Below are 15,846 nucleotides of genomic sequence, written 5' to 3' on the forward strand. Positions count from 1 at the left end.
AGAACGGGGAGCTGGATGCCAGACAATCCGCGGAATGAGCCGGAAGACGAAAAGCCAGCCACACGGCTGGAGGCGCGGCGTCAGGCCATGCTGGAAGCCGCCGCCCAGCTCTTCTTCGAAGTGGGGTACGAACGCTCCAGCGTGAATGAGATCGTACGCCGCTCCGGCGGTTCCCTGACGACCCTTTATCAGCTCTTCGGCAGTAAGGAGGGTCTGTTCGAAGTCATGGTGCAGGATCGCTGCACCCGGATTCTGGAACCCCTGTCCGCCGCGGACCTGCCAGCCAAGCCCCCGCAGGAAGCGTTACGCGCGCTCGGCTACCGGTTCATGGAGGTTGTGTACTGTCCCGAAGTGATCGCCGTGATCCGCACGGTGATTGGAGAAGGCGCCAAACTCACCAATGTGGCGCAGATTTATTTCCGGAACGGCCCGGATAACGCTATTGGCAAGCTTTCGGCTTACTTGGCGGAGCTGGACCGGACAGGCGCAGCCCATTGCCCGGATCCGGCCTTCTGCGCCAAGAGCTATTTCATGCTGCTCCACAACGACATTTTCTTCCGCGTGCTGGCCGGCGTGCGCCCTCCGCCTGACATGGCGGAAATCAAGGCGCATGTCGACAAGGCCGTCGACCTGTTCTGGCGCGCCATCGCGGTAGAGTAGGGCCGTAAAGCCGACGGGCCGGCCGATCTGGAACCGGCCGGCCCGAACAGGAATACCTGCGTGCCGTCGCCGCTTACTCCGTGGCAGCGAGTTTGAGGATGGTGTCGAGGCCCGGGATAGCCTGCTGGCTGGCGACGATCTGGCCGGCAGGGATGTCGGAGGCGGGCTGCTCGACCTGCTGGGGCACGGCGAGCGGGGCGAAATCCGGGACCACGACCTTGCCCTGCTCCAGATCGCGGCCGACCTGCGCGATGGCCGCGGCCAGCGCGTCCACGTCCGCTCCCTCCACCACCTCGGGCAGCGGGTCCAGCCCGGCCGAGGCGTAGACCGACCCCAGCGCGTTCTGCACCTCCGCATAGGCCCGGTCTCGCGCGCGCGTCGCCAGCAGCGCGCTCGCCGCCGCCCGCACCCGCTCCAGCCGGGTCTGCGCCTCCGACAGCGCGGCACTTTCCGTGTTGGACAGGATGCGCTGCTCCACATCCTGCAATGCCGCCGCCCGGGTGAACAGCGTCGTGGCCCGGCCATAGCGGTGCCAGGCCAGGTTCACCTGGGTCAGCACCGCCATGCGCAGCGCCAGCCGGCGGGCCTCCGCCACCTCCATGCGCGCGGCGTTCGCCTGCTTCACCTTGCTCCAGTTCAACAGCGTGAACAGGTTCCAGGTCACCTGCACCCCGGCATCGGCCCAGTCCTGGTTCACCAGATAGGAGTTGGTGTCGTAGTTCAGCCCGGCATACAGGTTCGCCCCCGGCAGCAGCCGCAGCAAAGCGCTGCGCGCCTCGGCCGCCGCGTTGCGGGCCAGATAGGCCTCTTCCCGGATCTCCGGCCGCTTCACCATGGCCACCCGCTCCAGCGCGTCCAGCCGCAAAGGCATGGCCGGCACGGCCAGCTGGACCTCGGCCGGCACGGCCAGCCGGTACTCGCTGCCGGGGGGCAGGTTCATTAGGCTGGCCAGCTGCGACTTGGCCACGGCCAGCTCGGCGTCCACAGCCTCGAGCTGCTGCACGATCTCCAGCATGGCCTTCTGGAAGCGCAGCGCATCGAGCGGCGGCAGCAGGCGCTGGCGCTCGGTCTGCTCGGCATAGGCCAGCACCTCGCGGGCTTGCGTGAGGATGGCGTCCACTTGCGGCCGCAGCCGGTCGGCGGTGACGGCCTCCCACCAGGCGGCGCGCACCTGCTCGGAGAGGGCCAGCACCACGCGGCGGCGGCGCTCCTCGGCGGCGAGGATGCGGTTGGCCTGGCTTTTGGCGCCGTAGTAGCTCAGGCCGAAATCCAGGATGTTCCAGGAGAGCTGCACGTCGGCGGTGCCGGAGGTGCGCTCCTGGCTGGTCGAGGGCTCGAGCGAGACATTGCCGGTGGCGACCGATTCGGAGACGGAGGCCTGGGTGTTGGAGCGGGTGCGCAGGCCGGCGCGGGTGGTGAGCTTGGGCAGCAGGTCCTGCTTGGAGACGTCCAGCAGGCTGTCCTCCAGCGCGCGCTCCATCACGGTCTGGCGGTGCTGGAGATTGTACTTGAAGGCGCGCGCCAGCGCCTGCTCCAGCGTCACGGGGCCGCTCACCGCTTCCTGCGCCGCGAACATCGCCGCACGGTCCGACACAGCCTGCCCGATCTGCTCATCCAGGCTCACTGGCTCAGGGCGGATCGAACAGGCCGAAAGGGCCACAACCAATACTCCGCAGCTCCCTAACAGCCGCGCACGGCGGGACAGGTCTGGAAAACGCATGCTCCGCGACTGACTCATGATCGCAACTACCCTTTCTGTTCCCAAGGCCTTGAGCCGATTTTTAGGTGAATCGAGATTATTCGGACGTGAAGATTCCGGCTTTTGGAGGGGACGGGGCGGGAGGAGTTCCCCCGCCCCGTTTCCATCATGCCACCTGCTGCTCGGACGACTGTTCGCCGGGCGTCGCGACCGCCCCGTCGGCCGGCGTTGCTTTGCCCGCCCAGGCCAATCCAATGCTGTCCAGAAGCGCCAGCCCGTCGGCAAACCAGCCATCGCTGCTTGCCGCACGGATCGCCATGCTGACAGGCAACTTGCCATCGGCCGGCCCGGAGGCTTCGGCCGCGGCATGCTGGACCGAACCGGCGTCGCCGTCGGGAGCTGCCGCTCCCTCCCGGCTGGGCGTGTCCTGCCGGTTCTCCTGACCGTTCTTGTCCGGTGCCTGCTGCTGACCGGGGGCGCGTTGCAGGCCGGGAGCCTGGACATTCCCCCTGCCGATCTCGATGCCGAACTCCGTCGCGGCTGATTGACCGTTACTGGTACGGGCAGTCACGCGCACCTCGATTTCGCCCTCAGTGCCCGGCGGCGGAGCGATTGTGAACGTGCCCGTGGCCGGATCGAACGAAATCCAGGAGGGCAGCGGACTGCCATCAGCGAGGGTCGCTTCGACCGTCACCGACGCGCTGCCAATCGCCACGAACGTCCGCGGCGGCAAGGTGACGGTGAAGCTTCCCGCGGCCGAGCTGGTGCGCGGGATGGAGACATCCGGCGGACGGTTCTGGACCACGATGCTGGTGGACCCGCTTGGCTGGCCGGAAGATTGCTGCGATATCTCCACAAAGCCGGATGATCGTGCAATCGGCGCGGCGACTGCAGGCAAGGGAGGCAGCGGGGTCGGAGGCAGCGGCGGTGCGGCCGGCGGTGCAGGGGGGGCCGGTGCCGCTGGGGGAGGTGCCGGCGGTGCAGGCGGCGGGGCAGGGGGAACTGTCGGCTGAGCCGGAGGAGCCTGCGGAGCGATCACCATCGTAACATCCATGCTGGCCGTGGCGCCTGCGCCATCGGTAGCAATGATCGTGATCGTACGCGTGCCCGACACCGCCCCGAGCGGCCGGCCGGAGATAGTGCCCGTGACCGGATTGAAGCTCAGCCCGTTGGGCAGGTTCTGCACCGACAGCGTCAGCGTGTCGCCATCAAGATCCGTGAACAGCCCGCCCGGAAGCATGAACGTCACCGGCTGTCCCATCTGCCCCCGGATGGTGGGAATGGTTACTCCGGTCGGCGTCGGTGCGTCGTTCACCGGCGTGACGGTGAGCGCCACCGTGGCCGTGTCGGTCCTGCTGCCGCCCTCTCCGCTGTTTGCGCCGTCATCGATGCTGACGGTCAGGGTGGCGGCGGCGGTGCCGTTCGGCGCCGTCATGTAGGTCAGGCCGCCGGCCGCAATGAAGGCGTTGATCTCGGCAATGCTGCCGGTCAGCACCAGGCTGCCGGTGCCGGAGCCCGCGACCCCGACCCCGCCAGCGGCCACAGCCCGCAACGTGCCCGCAGGCACCGACAGGGTCACCGTGACCGTGCCCGTCCCGGCATCCACATCCGCGAAGCTGATCCCGGTCAGGGCCGAGGCGACATCCTCCGTCACCGTGATCCCCGACGGGGCCGTGATCACCGGCGCATCGTTCACCGGCGTGACGGTGAGGGCCACCGTGCTGCTGGCCGACTTGGCTCCGCCCGTGCCGCTGTTGCCCTGATCATCGACCGCGACGGTCAGCACCAGGGCTGCCGTGCTGTCGGGAGCGGTCAGGTAGCCGACATTGCCAGCGGCGATAAAGGCGTTGACCGCCTCCGCCGTGCCGGTCAGGGTCAGCGCCCCGGCGCTGCCGCCCACGATGACGCCGCTGCCGGACGTTGCCGCCAGCGTGCCCGCAGGCACCGACAGGGTTACGGTCACTGAGCCCATGCCGGCATCCACGTCGGAGACCACGATCCCGGTCAGGGCGGATGCCACATCCTCCGTGACCATGATCCCCGACGGCGCGCTGATCGTGGGCGCGTCGTTCACCGGCGTGACGGTGAGGGCGAAGGTCTGGGCCGCGGTGGTGCCGCCCGTGCTGTCCTTCACAGTGAAGCCGAAGCTGTCGGCGGTGGTCTCGCTGCCGTTGTGGCTGTAGCTGACGCGGCCCGCGGCGATGTCCGCCTGGGTGAAGGTCGCCCCCACGGCCAGCGTGGTGCCGTTCAACGACAGCGTTCCATTGGCCGGAACCGCCGCCAGCGTGTAGGTCAGCGTCGGCGTGCTGTCCTGCAGGTCGTTGGCCGACAGCAGTGCCGCCCCGATGGTGGCGGTGCCACCCTCCGCCAGCGTCAGCCCGGCATTGACCGGGATCGTGGGCAGCGTGTCGATGTCCACAGTACGGGCAATGGCCGCGCTGTCTTGGTTCTGGCTGTCCCACATCTGGAAGCTGACGGCACGGTTGCCCGCCGATGCCACCGCCGCATTGTTGTCGTACTGCACCCCGCGCAGCACCTCCTGGTAACGCTCCGCTGTGGCGCTGCCGGTGATGGTGAGGCTCGCGGTGCCGTCGCCCACGATGGTCAGGCCGTAACTTGCGGCCGCGGCCTTCGCAGCGGCGAACAGGGAGACGGTCTCATGCCCGGCATTGACGATGCCGGTCAGGACCACTGTCGCCTTGCTCATGAAGTGGCTGTCCACATCGCTGGCGATCAGCGCGGGGGCAACCGTCACCGGGCCGCGTCCGGCCAGGTGCGTGGTCGTGCCGGTGGGCGGGGTGATGGCCGGGCGGTCATTGTGGGTGACGATGGCGATGGTCCCCGTCACCTGCGCCACGCCCGCGCCGATGCCGCTGTTGCCACCATCATCAAGCCGGATCGTGACAGGACGGTTGGGCAGGCGGCCCGTTTCGTTGGGATCCAGCCGCTTTTCCGTCGCGTCGGCCCCGGTGTTGCTGTAGGTCAGCTCGCCAAGCAGCGCACTGACCGCCGCCGGCGTGGCCGCGCCGTTCAGCGTGACCGTCAGGACCCGCTGGGCCGAGCCGCCGCTGGTGATCGTCTGGAAACTGGCCGTGCCGAACACCGTGCCGCCGAAGCTGACATTGCCGCTGGCGCTGTCATAGGCGATGCCGCCGCCCGCCCCGATCGTGAACTGGTCGTCCACGACCTTCCAGTTGCCCAGCGTGACCGTCAGTGTCCCGCCGTTGAAGCTGGCCGCATCCACATCCGAGACGGTCATCCCGGACGCGAACTTCACCGGGTCGCCGCCGTCGATGGCGAAGCTGGCGTACTCGGCGAACGTGCTGCCGGGGGTACCCGTGAACACGGGTGCGTCATTCACCGCGGTGACATTGAGGGTGAGGGTGGTGCTGGCCGACTTCGCTCCGCCGGTGCCGCTGTTGCCGCCGTCATCGATGCTGACGGTCAGCGCCTGCGCTCCGTTGGCGTTCAGCGCCGGGGTGTAGGTGACCCCGTTCGCTGCGATGAAGTCGTTGATGGCCGCGACCGTGCCGGTAAGCGTCAGCGCCGAGCTGGTCCCGCCGACGACGACACCGGCGCCGGACGCGGCGGACAGCGTGCCCGCCGCGACGGAGAAGGTGGCCGTCACCGTGCCGGTCCCGGCATCCACGTCGGCGAAGCTGATGCCGGTGAGTGTCCGGGGAACGTCCTCGGTGAGGTCGATGCTCGGCGGCGCCGTGACCGTCGGCGCGTCGTTCACCGCGGTGATGTTCAGCGCCACGGTGATCTGTGCCGTCTCCGCCGGCCCGCCGGTGTTCCCGCCGTCATTGACATGGACGGTCAGGGTGCGGGCCGCCGTGTCGTTGGCGACAGGCAGATAGTTGACCCGCGCCGGGCTGTTGGCGGCCAGATACGCGTTCAGGTCGCTCAACGTCCCCGACAGGGTCAGACTGCCCGACCCGGAGCCCACGACGGTGACGCCGCCCGTTGAATTCGCCTGCAGGCTCCCGCCATCCACCGACAGCGTGATGGTGAAGGTACCGCTGTTCGGATCGGCATCCACATCCGCGATGGAAAGGCCGGTGATGCCGACCGCCACATCCTCTGTCACGGTGATGCTAGCCGGAGCGGAGATCGTGGGTGCGTCGTTCACCGCGGTGACGCTAGTCACGATGGCAGCCGTGGCGGCTGAAATGGCGGTCGTGCCGCCCCTGGTCGAGGTGTCGAGCGTGGTCCGCGTCTCCCCGACGGCCGCTGTGCTGAAGCCCCCGCCATACGTGTCGTCGAGGGCACGGACGGTCAGGGCGGGCGGCGTTCCGTTGAAGTTCGCCGCCGGCATGAAGCGCACCAGCGTCGTAGCCGAAAGCGCCAGCGCGTTTGTGCTGTCGTTCACGGTGCCGATGTTGTGCCAGTTGGCGCCGCCGTTGGTCGAATACTGCCAGGTGCCCTGGGTTGCGGAATTCGCCGTGTTGCCGACGATGGCGAAGCCGCTGACGGAACTGCCCGCATCCACGTCGCTGACGGTGAGGCCAAGGCTGTTCAGCGCCGCACCCGGCGGATTGGGCGCATCCTCACTGATGGCGGCCAGCGTGCCGCCCCCCGTCAGGACCGGCGCATCATTCACGCTCGTGATCGTTACGGCCACCGTGTCGGTGGCGACGGAGAAGGCAGTGTTTCCGCCATTCACGGTCGTGTTTGCCGTGTCGCCGTTCGACCCGTTCGTCCTGTCCCAAGCGCGGAAGGTCAGTGCGTCGGTGACGGTGCCATTCAAGTTGGGGCTCGGCTGCCAATAGACGCGGGCGTCGCTGTGCAGCAGCAGGGCGTTGCTGGCGGAGAGGGGGGGCGCCATCACCCAGGTCATGCCGCCATCGGTGGAGTACCAGAGCGTTCCAACCGCGCTGTTCGTGCCGATGATGGCGATGCCCTGCAAGGCCCCCGTGTCCACGTCGCTCATGCCGCCCAGAAGCGCGCTGACCAGCGTGCTGCCCGCGGTGCTGCCGGGGGTGGGTGCGGGCCGGTCCTCTGCCACGCTGATGAGCGTCGGCGACTGCGTTGCGTCAAGCACGGGCGCATCGTTGGCGTTCGCCACGCTGACGACCTGGGTGGTGCCAGCAACGCTTTCCATGTTGGTGTGGTCGGTCACGCGGAACTCGATCACGCGGTCCATGTTCCCGGCCCCCGTGGCCGGGTTGTCGTTCGTCGTGCTGTAGGTGATGGACCGCAGCGCGGCCTGGTAATTCTCCTTCGTCGCCGTGCCGGTCAGCGTGAGCACACCGGTGGCGGCGTCGTAGCTGCCCACAATGCCGTTCTGGTTGGTGAAATTCAGCACGTCGCCGGTCACCCGGTCCGTAATCCTTACCGTGGCGCCGGTCAAGTCGGTGCTGTCGGAATCCGTGATGGCCAGGTTCGGCGCCACGGGGGTTGCCGCCCCATCCTCGGTGTGAGCCGGGCTGCCCCCGCCAATCACCACGACGGGCCTGGACGCGACGGTGATGTTGAAGGTTTGGCCGGTCAAGGCCGCGGCCCCATCCTCACCGCCGTCGGCCACAGAGAAGGTGAAGCTGTCGGTGGCTTCCACCCCACCGCCGTGCTGGTATTTGATGCGGTTGTTGTCGATGTCGTCCTGGGTGAAGGTCGAACCAGCACCCAGCGCCTCGCCGCCATCAACCACGCCGTTGCCGTTGCCGTCGCGGAACAGCGTGCCCCTGGTGGGGGCGGTGGTGATGGTGAAGGTGACGCCCACGCCGCTGTCGTCAGGATCGCCCTCCCGCAGCATCGTGTTCGTCAGCGTGACAAGTCCGCTCGTTTCGGTGGAGCCCCCGGTGTTCAGCCAGCCCAACGCGGGATTGGTGGTGGGCGCGTTGTTGACGGCCGTGATCGTAACCGAGCTGGTGACCGTGTTGGAGAGATTGTTCGTCGCCGCGCCGTCATTCACCTGGAACTGGATGGACGCCGTGGTACGCGCGCCGGAGTTCGTCGGGTTCAGGCTGCTGGACTGGTAGGTGACGCTGCGCAGCGCGTCCTGGTACTGCGCGACCGTGGCCGTGCCGGTGAGCGTGAGCACACCTGTCGCGGCGTCATAGCTGCCGGTGATGCCATGCAAGGGCGCGAAGTTCAGGACGTCGCCGTCGAAGCGGTTGGTGATCGTGACGGTGGCGCCGGTCAGCGTCGTGCTGTCCGGATCGGTGATGGTCAGGCTGCCCCCCACCACCGCGGCGACACTGCCTTCGGTGTAGGGCACGTTGGCGGTCGGGTTGGCGACGGCAGGACGGTCGTTGGAGGCCGTGACCGTGACCCCGCGCGTCACCGCTGTGCTGGCATTGAACCCGTCATTGACGACGAAGCTGATCGTGCGCTGCGTCGTGTCCGGCGTGTCGGAGCTGTTGGTGTAGGTGACGGCCCGCAGCGCCGCCTCCCACTGCGCCAGGGTGGCCGTGCCGCCGGCGGAGGTCAGGGTCAGGACACCCGCATTGTAGCTGCCGGAGATGTTCCCCATCGTCGCTGGGTTGGGCGTGAACTCGAGGCTGTCCTGTGCCGCCTGGAACCCGCCGGAGATCGTCACGGTGGCGGAGATAAGCGTGGTGTGGTCGGCATCGGTGATCGTGATGCCCGGATCCACCGCGACGGGTGTGGAGGTGGTGTTCGCCCCTTCCACGAAGCTGGCGGTTCCGCCGGAGGCGGTCGCCACAGGTGGCAGGTTCACCGAAACGACCAGATCGTTACCGCCGCTCGTCCCGCCGGCCTCGGTCCCTGTATATACCAGCCGGGCGTTGGTCCCACCAAGGGTGATGGCACCGTTCTGCGCCACGTCCCCCGGGATGATGGCGTCGGAGCCATCGTTCGTGAGCAGAACGAAGCGGTGGCCCGCCACCGGCGCGTAGCCGTTCACCGTGTTCAGGGTGAGCTTGCCGACGTTGAAATCAACCTCACCGGTGACTGCCACCTGGTCGTACTGCCCGTCCGTGGCCCCGCCGATGTCCGCCACCAGCCGCCCGGTCATCGTCAGGCGCCCGTTGACGGTGAGCTTGCCGACCCCATTGTTCACGCCGGTCACGCCGGGCGCCAGGTTGGAGCCGTCGTTCATGGTTACGTTGGCGTTGAACGTGCCGGTGCCGCCGACTGTCGTGCCGAGGCCGGCGACGACCCCGCTCGTGCTGGTCCAACCGCCCGTGAGGATGAAGGCGCCGCCACCGACGTGGGTGTTCCCCACAGAGCTGTTGCCGCTGACCGTCAGTTGGCCGCTGCCCATCTTGCTGATGGTGCCGGTCCCGGTGAAGGACCCGGCGAAGGTGAAGTCCGTGTTGTCACCCAGCGTCAGGGCGTTGGCGCCAAGTGCCACGGTGCCGGTGCCGGTGATACGCGCCACCCGCTCGGTCGTGCCCAGGGTCAGCGTCGTGCCCGTGGCGAGGTCGACCACGACCGCATCGGAGAGCGCGCCCGTGCTGGTGGTCGCCACGGCACCGCCGGTGACCGTGAGGTTGGCGAAGGCGCTGCCCGTGCCGCCGAGCGTCAGCGTTCCGGCGCCCTGCTTCACCAGGTTGCCGGTGCCGGTCAGCGCGCCGCTGAAGGTGCCGGCGCCGACCGTCAGCGTATTGGCGTTGAGTACCACCGTACCGCCGCTGCCGGACAGGCTCGCGAAGGTCAGATTCCAGCCCAGGTCCAGGGTGCCGCTGTTGACGACGACCGCGACGCTGTCCGCAAGCACATTTGCGCTCGGCGCCAGCGAGATGTGCCCGCTGTCCAGGGTCAGCGTACCGGAGAAGCCGCTATTGTTTCCGTTCAGAATAAACGTGCCGGCGCCCGTCTTGGTCACCCCGCCGGTACCGGTGAACTGACCCGAGAAGGTGGTGATGTTGGCGTCGTTGATCGTCAGCGTGTGAGCCCCGACGCTCACGACGCTGGTGGTTGAACCGGACGCCAGCCGCCCGATCGTCTCATTCGCCCCCAGCGCCAAGGTCCCCGTTCCGGAAAGCGTGACCACCGCGCTGTCCGCCAGCGCCGCCCCGCCATTCAGGGCAAGCGTGCCGCCCGCGACGGACACGGCGCCGACGAAGGTGTTGGTCCCGCTGAGCGCGAGGGTGCCCGCACCATCCTTGGTAAGCCCGCCGGTGCCGCCGATCGGGGCGGAGATGGTCAGGGTCCCCGTGGAATTTGTCACCGTCAGGGTCGCGTTCGCGACGATGCCAGCCCCCGTGATCGTGGCGCCCGGAGCCGCGGAGGCGTCGATGGTCACGCTTTCCGAGATCGTCAGGCCGCTGCCCAGCGTGATGGTCTGCCCGGCCAGGCTGGCAGGCAGCACGATCGTCTGCGCACCCGCCTGCGCATTGGCGATGGCGATCGCCTCACGCAGGGAGATGTCGGCGGTCACGCCGTTGTTGTCGTCGCTGCCGCTGCTGACATAGATGAGGTTGCTTGTCACCGTCACGTCGGCGGTGCTCGTGGTGCTGCCGTCGCTCAGGCTGAAGCGGATCGTGGCGTCACCGGCCGGCATGTCGTTGCGGTAGGTGATGCGCTGCATCACGTCCCGCACCAGTGCGGTGGTGGCTGGGGTCTGGGCGCTGGTGAGGGTGATGGTCAGCACGCCGCCGGTGTTGGTGAAGCTGGCGAAGACCTGGCCGCCGGCGAGGAGCTGGCTGCCGCTGACGGAGAAGAGGGGGGTGCCCGTCGTCAGGTCGAAGCCGAAGGAGTCCTGCGACCAGGACGCGGGGGCGCGCTGCACGGTCAGGCTTCCATCGGCGCCCGCCCCGTTGCCCCAATCGCCGAGCCCGCCGTTCAGCCCGCCTGTCTCGGTATCGCTGATGGTCAGGGCGGTGCCGCCGTCCAGGCGGATCACCTGCCCCACACCCGGCCAGGCCACGCTGTCCCCGTTGAGATTTCCGATCACCGGCGGCGCGTTGAAAGTAATTGTCGCGACGACATTGGGGTTCCCCGTGTCCACCCCGCCATTTGCGGTGCCGCCGCTGTCGGAAATCTGCGTGATGGTGACGGTGCGCGATGTGCTGGCAGACCATCCGCCTGCTACATACGTGATGCCGCTGATCAGCGCATTCATACCCGCATTATTGAGTGACATCTCCGTCAGCGTGATTGTCGCTGTGTCGCCAGAGACGCTGACAGTGAAACTGCCAATGCCGTCGATGGCGCCCCCGGAGGCATGCAGGCCGAGGGTCGTCCCACCGAGTTTCAGGCGTTCGCCGTTATTACCCAGCCCGCTGATTGTCAGCACCAACCCGGTAAAGGTCTGCCCGCTCTCCACGGTGGTGGCATTGACGCCGGTGAACAGCGTCAGTTCGTGGTCAAGTCCAAGGGACTGGCGCGCCCCCCCTGTCGCGGTCAGCGTGGGCGCGTCGTTGACGGCGGTCACGCTGGTGGCGATCGTCGCGGTGGCGGCCGAAATGAAGGTGGCGCCGCCGCGGCTGGTGGTGTCGATGGTGACGCGGGTTTCCGTCCCGCCGGAGGCGGAGAAGCTGGAGACGTTCCCGTCCAGCGCGCGGATCGTCAGCGCGCCGGGCGTGCCGTAGAAGTCGGCAGCCGGCACGAACCGCACAAGCGTGGTGGCCGACAGGGCGAGCGCGTTGGCGCCGTCGCCGACCGTGCCGATATTGTGCCAGTTGGCACCGCCGTTGGTCGAATACTGCCACACGCCCTGCGTCGCGGCGTCCGCCGCATTCCCGACGATGGCGTAGCCGGAGATGGAACCCCCATCCGCCGTGTCGTTGGCAGCGATGCCCAGCGTGTTCAGCGCGACCCCGGCCGGGTTGCTGGCATCTTCCAGCATCGCGGGCAGGGTGCCGCCGCCCGTCAGGATCGGAGCGTCGTTGACGGCGGTGACGTTGATGGTCACCGTCTTGGTGTCCTGCTGGCTGCCCCCGGTACCTGTGTTTCCAAGGTCGTCTGCCGTCACCGTCAGCGTGACGTTGGCCGTGGCGTTCAGCGCGGTGGTATAGGTCACCCCGCTGCCGGCGATGAAGGCGTTGATGCTGGCGACCGTGCCCGTCAGGGTCAGAGCCGAGGCGGTCCCACCCACCGTGACCCCAGCACCCGATGTCGCGGACAGCGTGCCGGCCGGGACGGACAGGGTGACGGTGATCGGGCCGCCTCCGGCATCGACGTCGGAAACGCTGATGCCCGTGACCGCCGTGGCCACATCCTCCGTCACGGTGATGGAGCCCGGCACCGTCACCACCGGCGCGTCGTTGACGGCGGTGATGTTGATGGCCACCGTGTCGGTGGCCGTGGAGAACGCGGTGGAGCCGCCATTGGTGGTAGTGTCGGCCGTCGCGCCGTTCGTCCCGCTGGTGCGGTCCCAGGCGCGGAAGGTCAGCACGTCATTGATCGTGCCGTTGAAATTTGCGGCAGGCTGGAAGTACAGCCGCGCATTGCTTTGCAGCAGCAGCGCCGCAGCGGGCGTGACGGCCCCCACCTGCTCCCAGGTCGTGCCGCCGTCGATGGAGTACCAGAGCGTGCCCTGCGCCGTCTTGCCCGTGATGGCCAAGCCCTGGAGCGCGCCGTCGTCCACATCGCTCATGGCGCCCAGAAGGGCGGACACCAGCGTGCTGCCTGACGTGCTGCCGTTGGTCGGCGCGCCTGCATCCTCCATGATGGTGGTCAGCGTGGGCGACTGGCTGGCGTCCAGGACCGGCGCGTCGTTGACCGCAGTGCCGTTCAGCGTGATGGTGCCGACGGCTGGTCCGGTGTTTGCCGCGTCACGAATTTGCGTGGTGATCGTCAGGTTCGCGTTGAAATCCGCCGCCGGAGTAAAGGCGACGGCCGCTAGAGCGGCGTTCACATCCGCCACCGACCCGGTCACCGTCCAAACACCCGTACCGGCATTGTAAGTGGAGGTGGCGGTGCCGTAGGTGCCGGTGGATAGAGAACCGCCGGCGGCGTTGCTCAGCGTTAGCGTGGCGGTGATCGTGTCACCGACGTCCGTATCCGTCACAACGATGTCGTTGATGGCGACCGCCCCGCCATCTTCCGTATAGGAAAGGGTCTGGGTGAGGTTAGTCGCTGTGGGCGCTACATTGGGACTAACAGCGGTATTGATGACGAGTGTGTCGAATATGAGCTGGGCGAAGTTTTCGATGCTGGGCCCATTACCAACGATTCTGATCTCAGAGACGTTGTCAAAGCTCGGGTCCAGGGTGAGCGTTTCGCCATCGGCAAACAGGTCGCCCGCGGTCGCAGGATTGATGGTCTGCGCCGCTACCTGCGCGTTGTCACGATACCCATAAACTGTAAAACTTGAATACCCGAGGGTAGCGGCATCGCGAACGAAAAAGCTCTGAAAATCGACGTTCCGACCATCAGTCCGGATCACGAGCGCCCTTGGCATAGTGGCACCCGACCCGAACAGCGCGACACTTCCGCCCTGGCCAGCCATCTCCATACTGAAGTCGCCATTTGCATCAACTACGACCGCGTTCGGCGCAACCGTATTAGCGCTATCCGTGAAGAAAAAGGATAATGTCCCAAAATTTCCAGTGTTAACGTTAATGGTGCCGGTCCCACCCGTCGCGCTGTTGAAATCGATCGTCTCCGTGGCGAGGAGGCCGCTGAATTCCAGGGCCGACACATCGTCAATCGCCGTGGCAGCATCGATAGTACCGGAATGGTATTCGAGAGCCCAGTTCCCTCCCCGCCCGGCGGCCCCCGTCATATCTGTCGAAGCGGCGACATCAGCACCGGTAATTCCTGCTATCGCGTCAATGAACTCCCTACCGCCGCTACCTTCGGCAATTTGGCAACCGTAAAGCAGGATGTCGCCGTGGGCGGAAAGCGCCGCCCCCCACCGCGCCACTTGTTCCTGGAACTGCGACAACGATTCTCCCGAAAGCCGCGCCGAGCCGATCTGGACAAAGCCCGGCCCGCCGTGGCTCAGAACATGGACGCTATCTATGCCACTCTGCCCCTCAAGGAGGTCCGCGATGAAGCTGACTCCGTCCACGTCAGGTGGCATTAGAATGATTGTTGCGCCCGGCTGAACCGCATCGCGTAACGTTTCCCATCCCGCAATGCCGGTATCGATGAACACCCACTCGCGGGTGCCCGGATCCGATGCCTCCAGCATCAGCGCCAGCGTATCGCCCATTTCCGCCACCTGTTCGGCGGTCATGGGCTGGTCGGAGGCGACTACCGCCGCAGGAACGAGGTCATCGACCAGAGCCGGATCAAGCTGCACATCCATCGGCAGCGCGTCCGCCGATTCGACACTTTCCTGCGCGGTGAAGGCAGTGGCCACCATCGCGGCATCGAACATGATGCGCGGTTCCAGCGAGACGAAGCCGTTGGACTTGCTCGCACCTGCGGGGCGCGCCTTGCTGGCCGCCCGCTTAGGTGCCGCTGCCTTGGGCGACTTCACCGCGGTCGCCTTCGTCCTGGACTTGGCGCCCGTGCTGGTTCCATTGCCGGTGCCGCCCGCGCCGCCGGATCGGTTGGTCCCGTTACCGGAGGTTCCGGTCCCCGGACCGTTGGTGCCCGGATCGGGCGCGCGGCGCTTGTCCGCCGTGGCGATGGTCCAGTTCCCACCCACATGGGTCGGGCTGGCATCTTCGCAGGTCACGGCGATGTCGGCGCCGGTCGCGGCCGCTAGGGCCGTGATGAAGGTCCGCCCCTCATCCTTGCCTGTGATGCGGCAGCCATGCAGAAGGATGTCGCCCTGCTTCGACAGGGCGGCGCCCAGCTTGGCCAGATCGGCCCGGTACTGGGGAATGGTGTCCAGCGACAGCCGGGCGGCCCCGATCTGGATGAAGTCGGCGCCGCCGTTGCTGACGATGTGGACACGGTTGATGTCGGAGTAGGTCGCCACCGCCGCGACGATGTACTTCAGGCCATCCTGGGTTTCGGGAACCGGAACCACCGACGCCCGGGCATGATGCGCGCCGACAGCGTCCTGCCAATCGGGGATGCTTGCATCGACGAACACGAGTTCCAGGCAGCCGGGGTCCGACGCCGCCTGCATCAGCGCCAGATCCTGCTTCATCTCCGCTAGCCGATCCGCGCTCAGCTTCGCGAGGGGTTCCGTGCCAGCGGGGAAGGCCGCCGCATTCTCGTTTGCCTGGGCCTGGCCTTTGCTGTTGCGCGTGGAGTTGGACATTGTGGTATTCCCCTGGTGGCGGTCGGCTGATTAGCGGTGGGTGCGGAAGCGTGGCCGCCCATGGCGGCCGCTGACATGCGGGTAAGCAAAGGCGCGCGGGCGGCGCGGTGGGCATGCCGTACCGGTGCGGGCGGTGGGATGATCGATGGTGCTGGCTGTGGAGGAGCGGTGAGGGGGTACGGCGGGGCAGCCACCATCGCGCCACGGCCGCAGGGGCATAGTACGAAAGCTATAGACAGCCGCAGCGTACATTGACAGGGCACCTGCTTCGAACCAAAGCGCGACCCCGCCATCAGAGGTAGGGGCCGTACCCTTTTATCGTATAGGTGCTAACGAAATGCTGCAACCATGTGATATGCTGATTTAGTGAACCGCGCGTAAACGGTGCCAAGTCAGGAGCCTGGATTCCCCT

The 15,846-nt window shown here is 67.2% G+C and carries 3 protein-coding genes; 1 reads left to right on the plus strand and 2 read right to left on the minus strand.

Annotation, left to right across the window (positions count from 1 at the left end; genetic code table 11):
- Positions 1–15: 15 nt before the first annotated feature.
- Positions 16–660 carry a TetR/AcrR family transcriptional regulator gene (locus tag DOL89_RS19225; protein ID WP_119680972.1) on the plus strand — a complete coding sequence of 215 codons (645 nt, stop codon included), beginning with the start codon at positions 16–18 and terminating at the stop codon, positions 658–660.
- A gap of 73 nt (positions 661–733) precedes the next feature.
- Here DOL89_RS19225 and DOL89_RS19230 read toward each other — a convergent pair whose 3' ends face one another.
- Entirely contained in the window at positions 734–2,284 is a 1,551-nt protein-coding gene (locus DOL89_RS19230; RefSeq protein WP_162937689.1) for a TolC family protein, read from the minus strand.
- 241 nt (positions 2,285–2,525) lie between these two features.
- Entirely contained in the window at positions 2,526–15,434 is a 12,909-nt protein-coding gene (locus tag DOL89_RS19235; RefSeq protein WP_119680974.1) for a DUF4347 domain-containing protein, read from the minus strand.
- Between the last annotated feature and the right edge of the window lie 412 nt (positions 15,435–15,846).

Origin of the sequence: Indioceanicola profundi, assembly GCF_003568845.1 — a bacterium.
Classification (GTDB): Bacteria; Pseudomonadota; Alphaproteobacteria; order Azospirillales; family Azospirillaceae; genus Indioceanicola; species Indioceanicola profundi.